Consider the following 7396-nt stretch of genomic DNA (forward strand, 5'->3'; position numbering starts at 1 on the left):
CCAATTGCTTTATTGACGTTGAGCCTCGGAACTTTTAACAAACTCAAAAAATAGTCGAATGGTTGGCATATAATCATGAATTTTAAATGTTTTCTTTAAACCAAAGTTAATGTATACGCCAAAATTTATTGCACATTATCTAGTTGACTTATTAAAAATGGGTCTTCGGAATATATAGTGGAATTAGCATTTTGATAATTCGAAAAAAATAGTGGTTAAATCGGATTGTTTGGTGGAATGCTAAGGAAAAATAATAATATCACAAAATTATAAATCAAACACGGGTGATTACGGGTAGGTAGTCAAACAAGAGGGAATTATATTTTATCTTATTAAGACGTTATAATGTACTGATAAAAAGATGCTCATATATGAACTTCAGGTTCTTGACACAAAAACCATTACACTATATAATGTAATTGTGAAATGGAGGAGGAAATAATGTCTGAAAACTGGTGTACACCAAAACCAAAACTAACGGAACGTCCCTTATTAGATACAGAGAACGCTGAAAGTTTAAGTGAGACCTTTAAAATACTTTCTAATGGGACACGGCTTAGAATACTGCATACCTTGCTTCGAACGCCAAATGCATCTGTTAGCGAGGTGGCAGAACAGCTTGAAATGAAACCTCAAGCCATTTCTAACCAACTTCAACGATTGGTTGATAAAGGCATCGTTCACAGTATTCGTGAAGCCAATTTTATTCGGTACCGAATTGTTGATAATTGCGTCGTTAGTCTATTAGATCGTGGTTGGTGTTTAACCGAAGATTTACCTAAATAATAAGGAGGAATTTAGTATGGAAAAATGTGCGAGACCGAACTGTAATTGTGTTCTTGGGGAAACAAAAGTAGAAGAAGCAGGAAAAGTTTACTGTAGTCAAGAATGTGTAGACAACTGTACTGATGAAGTTTGCGAGTGCAAAGATTGTAGCTGTGCAACTGCATAATTTAATAATTGTAAGGTTATCCCGTGTAACTATGGGATAACCCTTTTTATTGTAGGATAGTGAATGATAGGCTTTTTGTTTTCAATCATATAAATGCTTTATGAGATTGATGTTAGTAAAATAATTAGCAATGATAATTTCAATATCAAATCTATATTTAATACTATAACACCACAGAGTAGTAAAGGATGAACAATATGTCAGACTTATTATTACTACCAGATCTTAAAACAATAGAACCACCACAAGAAAATGAATCCGACATGATGTTTAAAGTGGAAGCAACTTTTCCACCATAAAATCCGAATACCCATAATTTGTAACCTAATAATCATTTTCTTAAGATGACTTACTATTTTTTAATTTATCTTTTATCCTTTTTTCTGCTTCTGGTTGTAACATGTATGGCATATGCGGATCAATCGCACTTGTTTCCCAACTTGAGACCGCTGGTGTAATTAACTGAAATTGTTGTAACAATCTGACCTTTTGATTTAAATACGATAGTTGTACTGCTTGGGGGTGATTATCATATAATTTTTTTAATATGATTAATGCTTCCTCATCATTAAATAATCTATCTTGATTTTCTTTAAAATACTCAAAAAACTTTTTATCTTTTCTTTTTTTTATGATATGAGCTCCTACTTGCACGATTAATAGGAAAAAAGATGCAATTAATAGAATAAAGATAATAAAACCATAGTTTTGCAAAAACTTATTAATATGAATTTTTTCTAATACTGACTCGTTAAAAAAATTCATACCTGTTAATAATGAGGTTGTTAAAAATGTTGCTAATAAAACTGTAAAATTTATAGGCTTAGAAATAAATTCCAATATTTTACCAATTCCATTCATCCTAGCTCCTCCTTTTTATTCTTATCATCGTGTAAACCTTCGCAAATATTTGTAAACTTTTCTATTAAAATAATAGACCTTTATCAGAATTAAACAAACATCTTCTGTAATAATCCTTGTTTACGTTGCTTTAATAATTCAACTTTTGTAGATTGTTTTTCAATTAAAATTTCAACTTTATCTAAGAAATTACCAATCTTAGTTTGTTCTTCTCTACAAGGTAATTTAATAGTTATTCCTTTTACTATACTTGCTGATAGATTACCTTGTCCCCCTTGAATATATGTTTTTAAAATATGTTGCTTTTGTAGTTTCAAAAAGTTTAATAAAAAACTTATAGATTCTTTTGACTTTATACACAATACTGCTTGATTTATTGCCCCATTAATTTTACTAATTGCTACCTCTCCACTTGTAGCTCCATAGAGTGCATATAGTAAATCTCCTTTTTCAACTAATTTAGCTGAAGAGTTATTAAGAGCGTTTTCTGTAATTTTTAGTTCTGTAAATTGCTTAGAAATTTCACCAGATCTAATAAATGGAATATCTCCATTATAATAACCAGCATTATTGGATTTTGGTGTTCCACCACTAAATGTTTTTGTAATTTCTCCTAATTGCGACGTCTTCCAATTAAGATACTCATCTCCATTTTCATCTTTAAACCTTAGTTCTTGTGAGAAAATCTTTTGCATATATCCACGCTTTTGTTGCTCTAAAAGTTCAAGTTTCTTTTCTTCTAATTCAATCTGGTGATCGAGTTTGCTAAAGAAATCACCAATTTTTTTCTTGTTCCTCAATTGAACCTTTATATAATCTAATACTTTTAACTAACTCCCAATCAGCACGTGGCATTTTTGAGCCGGCTGACTTATTAGCTACACTACTAAATCTATTTGTGAATAATAGTATTTATTTAAATAAGGTCTTAGTTTACTATACCAGACATTTTCTTTATTAAAGCTATTTTTTTGACTTGTGAACTGATTCGACATGTATGTATTAAGAATGCGACCTGTATTTTGCTCGATGCTATCTAATTCTATACCCTTTGTAGGATCTTCTATTTGTGGATTAAATTTTTTACTTTTATTTGTAACTAGTTCGTTAAATAAGTCATATTTCCAGTCTTCTTTAAAATCTTTAAATCTTAAACATGGATTCATTTCTTATGTATGCTCCTTTAAACTAATTTATTATAGTTATTACTAATTAACAATTGATTTAGGGGTACCGCCAACATTTCGGAAATTTTGTACGTTAAGGGAATTTCAACCTAAAAAAGTCGAATTCCTGTACGCTAAGGAACCGACTTTTTTAGATTGGCTTTCTCAATTATAGCCACCGGATAGTTTGAGTGTATTTTCTTCACATAGTTAAGCTACTATAAATAAGAGCTTACCCTGCACAACAAGATAATCTTGATACATCTTTATCAAATGTAAGTGCAGCTAATTTTAATCCTTCTGCCATTGTTAAATATGGTGCAAGGATTTCTTTTAAATCATCTACGGTTAAACCAAACTTAACGGCTAAAGTCGCTGCATAAATCACTTCACCTGCATTTTCAGATACAACATGAACCCCTAACATTTTCAATGTTTTCGAATCAGCAATAAGCTTAAAAACACCTGTTGTTTCATGATTTACTATAGCTCTTGGAACAGCATCTAAAGGCAATACGGAGGTTTTGACCTCATAGCCTTTTTCTTTTGCTTGTTCTTCTGTTAAGCCTACTGTTGCTACCCCTGGATTTGTAAATGTCACGCCGGGAACCACTGATAAATCTAGTTTTTTATTTAATTCACCGATTGCATTATCGGCAACAATTCCACCTTCATATGCTGCTAGATAGACAAATTGAGGCCCTAATGTAACATCTCCTGCCGCATAAATCTTTTCGTTACTTGTTCTAGCATAATCATTTATCAGTATTTCTTTTCGTTTTCCGACTTTAACCCCAGCTGCATTTAAATTCAACGTATCCGTATTTGGTTTTCTTCCTGTTGCAACAAGCAGCTGCTCTGATTCAATCACTTTTTTCTTGCCATCTACTGTAACATGAACCTTCTTTATCTCTCCAGATTGTTCTACACGCTCAAAAGTTGCCCCTTTTACAAGGTTTATTCCTTGTTCAATTAAAGCTTTTTCTACTACTTCAGAAATCTCTGGGTCATACTCTTTTAACAATCGCTCACTTCTTTGCATAAGCGTTACTTCTGAACCTAAGTTATGAAACAATTGGCCAAGCTCCATTCCGATATATCCTGAACCGATCACCGTTAATCGTTTAGGTACCTTTTTTATTTCAAGGAGCGTTGTACTTGTTAAATACTCCACTTCTTCAAGTCCTGAAATCGGCGGGAGAGAAGGAGATGCACCCGTTGCAATTAAAAAGCGTTTTGCGGAAAGTTTCTCCCCATTGACTTCAACCGTCTGTTCATCAGTAAATTTTGCTTCACCTACAATTAAGTCAATTCCATATTCATCAATTAGATCCACATATTTTTGATTGCGAAGCTCACTCACTAATTCATCTTTTTGCTTGATTAAGGGTGCTAATTCCACTTCTCCAGCAGATGTTTGTAATCCCGTAAATGGATTTACTTTTGCTAAATGATTAATTTCTCCAGCCCTAAGAAGTGTTTTTGATGGAACACAGCCAATGTTTACACATGTTCCGCCAACGGTTCCACGCTCAATCATGGCTACTTTTGCCCCGTATTCAATCGCTTTGATCGCAGCTGAAAAAGCCGAACCACCGGAACCAATGATAAGTAAGTCATAATCGCCTTCATTACCTAACACCACATTTTCTTGTGATGATATTTCTTCTATTTCTCCAGGTTGATATTTCGCCTCATCAATAGCCTTTTTTGCACTTTCAATCCCAATATCATCGGGTAATTCAAATAATACTTCACCGTGACGAAAACTAGCTTCTACATTCTTGGCACCAATATTTTCAAGTGCAACTGCTACATGTTCTTCACAACCCATACAAGTCATGCCACTAACTTTCATACTGATTTTCTTAGTCATTTTTTAACACTCCTTTTAATTATCGAAATATGCCACCCGGACCAATCCCCCAATAATAAGAAATATAAATTCCTGAAATTAAAATAACAATGTTGGTTCCATTGGATATTCCACATGCTGAGAGGCTTACAATAATGAGAGCTGATAATAAAATCTTTTAAAGAACAATATTGATTTCAAATCACTCCCCCCCTTTTTCTTCTGTTTCACTGAATTTATAATGGCAACAATCCGACTGACATGTATTACGACTACCTCTTCTTTTTACCAACATAATCAGTCCGACAATTAACAAAACAGAACCAAATATCCAAACTTGTTTTCCTATTAAGAAAGCACCCATAGAACTCAATCCAATTGCAATTAAAAGGATTGGTAAAGCGCAACATAGAACCAACAATGCTGGTATTCCTAAAAACAATAATTTATCATTATCCTTTACATTTTTTCTCTTTTGTACAGTCAATTTACATCACCTGCTAAAAAGTTGATTTTAACCCTCAAACATTTTCTCAATAATAGGGCAAGAATATAAATATTCTTCATTCGGACAACATTCTTTTAAATCATTCAACATATTCTCAACACGCATTAAATCTCTAATTTGTTGTTGTACTTCATCAACTTTTTGAGAAACGAACTCATACATATCCGAACACCGCACATCATCCTTATCTACAACACCAAGCAACTTGTGGATTTCACTTAAAGAAAAACCAAGCTCTTGCATCCGTTTAATAAACCATACACGCTTAACATCATCATCTGAATATATCCGATAACCAGCTTTCGTTCGGGAAGGTTCTTGTAATAAATTTTTTTGTTCGTAATATCTAATCGTCTCTTTATTTACCCCACATTTTTCTGCAAATGCAGTAATACGATAACTCACATAGTTCACCTCTAAATAATAATAAACCGCGTACCATAGTACGCGGTCAAGTATAATACATTCGTTAATTCTGCACCGCATGGCTTTGTATATCTGACATAATGGTATAAATCATCAAATAAGTCTTTTTTAGCCTGTTTATCGCTCATATTGAATACTTCGTGTACATTAAGTCCTTTTTCTTCTAATCTCTTTAAAATCACGCCGAAAACGAATGTGTTCATGTATCATCACTCCATAAATTTTTAATATTCACATGAACACTAAAACACCGACACGTCGGTGTTTAATTATGTTTTCTTTTAGGCAAAGATAATATGGAATCAATATGTTCACTCCTTTGGTATATTCGCTGATATTTTATGCGTGCCTTGAGTGGAGATTTTTTGAGTGGTTTTTTCAAAAAATACGACACGTCCCTTGATGATTTCCAAACGGTTTTCAAGTGCCCCTTGCTGAGATGACAGGAGGTCGGTTTTTTTATTTTGTTTAAATTCAAATGCTCTTATTTTGAATTTAAAGGGGGTATTTTAAAGAATTATGTATAGATCATATAGTTTTTATAACCTAAAAACATACATAAGCTCTTAAAACGCAAATATGCGCCAAATAAAGATATTGATTTGGAGCGTTCCCATGAAAATATTACGCTCAAAAATTGTGAAACCAAAAAATAAGCATAAGTCAGATATTCAATCTCCCGTTGATGAAACGGAAAAATATCCAATAAAAGATACAGATTATATGACAGATGATGAGGAAAAAGCAGATGAGGAATCTTTTAGTATTATTGCTTTCTGGAATTGGGAACGTAGGAATTATTTTATTAAAAAATAGTTCAATAATCGGGCCATTTTGCAGTACAATGAATTGCCTTCTGCTACTAATATTAAAAACACTTTTTTGGAATACTAATACCCCCATATGGTATAATTGTAAAACGAGAAAGAAGGAAAGGATTGACAAATTGTATGGGTATGGGTCATATGATGGGCGGAATGGGGTTCATTGGCATGATTTTTTGGATTATCATTCTTGGCTTGTTATTTTATGGTGTATATATATTAATTGCAAAAGCTTCAGAAAAACCAAAAGGTGTAAGATCAGATGATTCTTTACAAATTTTAAAGGAAAGGCTGGCCCAAGGTGAAATTAATGAAGATGAATATGAAAAATTAAAGAAAGTGTTAAAAAAAGATTAGGGATACTTTGAATGAAAGGGGAAATAAGCGATGAAAAAGAAGTTACCTTTAGTGCTGTCGTTTGTACTAGCTGGTTTAATCGTCATTGGACAAACTGGTTTTACCCAAGGTTCTGATTATGACCAGAGAATGGATAATATGATGAATGAATGCATGAACTTCATGCAGTCCTTTGATGATAACAACGAAAATAAGTAGTAAAGTATATAAAAACACAATAACTACAAGGCACTGAACCCTTAAAATGGGAACTTAATAAAAACACTATGTTCTAGGCTGCTAATTCTCTGTATTTTACAGGGGATAAGTAGCCTAGTTTTTGTTTAATTTGTTGTTCCATCATCATTTGTTGCATTTGCTCCATATTCATTTCGGGCATGTTCATTTCAGAACGCCCCATGTAGTAATAAGGGTAAAGTTAATGTATACGCCAAAATTTATTGAACA

At 32.8% G+C, this 7396-nt stretch carries 10 protein-coding genes and 1 pseudogene; 4 read left to right on the forward strand and 7 right to left on the reverse strand.

From position 1 onward, the window contains the following. The first annotated feature begins 441 nt into the window (after positions 1-441). The gene (locus HMPREF2578_RS07820; protein ID WP_061815577.1) at positions 442-786 is read left to right on the forward strand and encodes an ArsR/SmtB family transcription factor; all 345 of its coding nucleotides are present in this window, start codon (positions 442-444) and stop codon (positions 784-786) included. Between the two features lie 505 nt (positions 787-1291). On the opposite strand, the gene HMPREF2578_RS07830 is transcribed toward HMPREF2578_RS07820, so the two are convergent. From HMPREF2578_RS07830 to HMPREF2578_RS07855, 7 genes and pseudogenes are all read right to left on the reverse strand, one after another. After that, positions 1292-1813 carry a super-infection exclusion protein B gene (locus HMPREF2578_RS07830; protein ID WP_197682126.1) on the reverse strand — a complete coding sequence of 174 codons (522 nt, stop codon included), beginning with the start codon at positions 1811-1813 and terminating at the stop codon, positions 1292-1294. Between the two features lie 89 nt (positions 1814-1902). Further along, positions 1903-2613, reverse strand: a complete 711-nt coding sequence (locus HMPREF2578_RS07835) for a restriction endonuclease subunit S (protein WP_050486199.1) — start codon at positions 2611-2613, stop codon at positions 1903-1905. Positions 2614-2691: 78 nt separating this feature from the next. After that, positions 2692-2979 carry a hypothetical protein gene (locus HMPREF2578_RS10890; protein WP_083294936.1) on the reverse strand — a complete coding sequence of 96 codons (288 nt, stop codon included), beginning with the start codon at positions 2977-2979 and terminating at the stop codon, positions 2692-2694. Positions 2980-3211: 232 nt separating this feature from the next. Then, a complete protein-coding gene (gene merA / locus HMPREF2578_RS07840) occupies positions 3212-4837 on the reverse strand; it encodes a mercury(II) reductase (protein WP_232726286.1) in 1626 nt (541 codons plus the stop codon). Between the two features lie 199 nt (positions 4838-5036). Beyond that, a complete protein-coding gene (locus HMPREF2578_RS07845; RefSeq protein ID WP_049415651.1) occupies positions 5037-5321 on the reverse strand; it encodes a hypothetical protein in 285 nt (94 codons plus the stop codon). Between the two features lie 27 nt (positions 5322-5348). Beyond that, a complete protein-coding gene (gene merR / locus HMPREF2578_RS07850) occupies positions 5349-5747 on the reverse strand; it encodes an Hg(II)-responsive transcriptional regulator (protein WP_026867184.1) in 399 nt (132 codons plus the stop codon). Between the two features lie 9 nt (positions 5748-5756). Beyond that, positions 5757-5971, reverse strand: a pseudogene (locus HMPREF2578_RS07855) (hypothetical protein); the annotation flags it as partial. A gap of 412 nt (positions 5972-6383) precedes the next feature. On the opposite strand from HMPREF2578_RS07855, the gene HMPREF2578_RS11345 reads away from it, so the two are divergent. The 3 genes from HMPREF2578_RS11345 (at position 6384) to HMPREF2578_RS11175 (ending at position 7147) form a co-directional block, all read left to right on the forward strand. Further along, positions 6384-6584 carry a hypothetical protein gene (locus HMPREF2578_RS11345; RefSeq protein WP_171991300.1) on the forward strand — a complete coding sequence of 67 codons (201 nt, stop codon included), beginning with the start codon at positions 6384-6386 and terminating at the stop codon, positions 6582-6584. Between the two features lie 134 nt (positions 6585-6718). Continuing rightward, positions 6719-6949, forward strand: a complete 231-nt coding sequence (locus tag HMPREF2578_RS07865) for an SHOCT domain-containing protein (RefSeq protein WP_002449928.1) — start codon at positions 6719-6721, stop codon at positions 6947-6949. Positions 6950-6979: 30 nt separating this feature from the next. Next, positions 6980-7147, forward strand: a complete 168-nt coding sequence (locus HMPREF2578_RS11175) for a hypothetical protein (RefSeq protein ID WP_002469039.1) — start codon at positions 6980-6982, stop codon at positions 7145-7147. Positions 7148-7396 lie beyond the last annotated feature (249 nt).

It is taken from the genome of Staphylococcus sp. HMSC072H03, from assembly GCF_001809305.1.
In the GTDB taxonomy this organism is placed as follows: domain Bacteria; phylum Bacillota; class Bacilli; order Staphylococcales; family Staphylococcaceae; genus Staphylococcus; species Staphylococcus hominis.

Coding starts and splice junctions, on each gene's coding strand:
- HMPREF2578_RS07865 (WP_002449928.1), top strand. CDS start 6,719: ATGGGTATGGGTCATATGATGGGCGGAATGGGGTTCATTGGCATGATT.
- HMPREF2578_RS11175 (WP_002469039.1), top strand. CDS start 6,980: ATGAAAAAGAAGTTACCTTTAGTGCTGTCGTTTGTACTAGCTGGTTTA.
- HMPREF2578_RS07830 (WP_197682126.1), bottom strand. CDS start 1,813: ATGAATGGAATTGGTAAAATATTGGAATTTATTTCTAAGCCTATAAAT.
- HMPREF2578_RS10890 (WP_083294936.1), bottom strand. CDS start 2,979: ATGAATCCATGTTTAAGATTTAAAGATTTTAAAGAAGACTGGAAATAT.
- HMPREF2578_RS07820 (WP_061815577.1), top strand. CDS start 442: ATGTCTGAAAACTGGTGTACACCAAAACCAAAACTAACGGAACGTCCC.
- merA (WP_232726286.1), bottom strand. CDS start 4,837: ATGAAAGTTAGTGGCATGACTTGTATGGGTTGTGAAGAACATGTAGCA.
- HMPREF2578_RS11345 (WP_171991300.1), top strand. CDS start 6,384: ATGAAAATATTACGCTCAAAAATTGTGAAACCAAAAAATAAGCATAAG.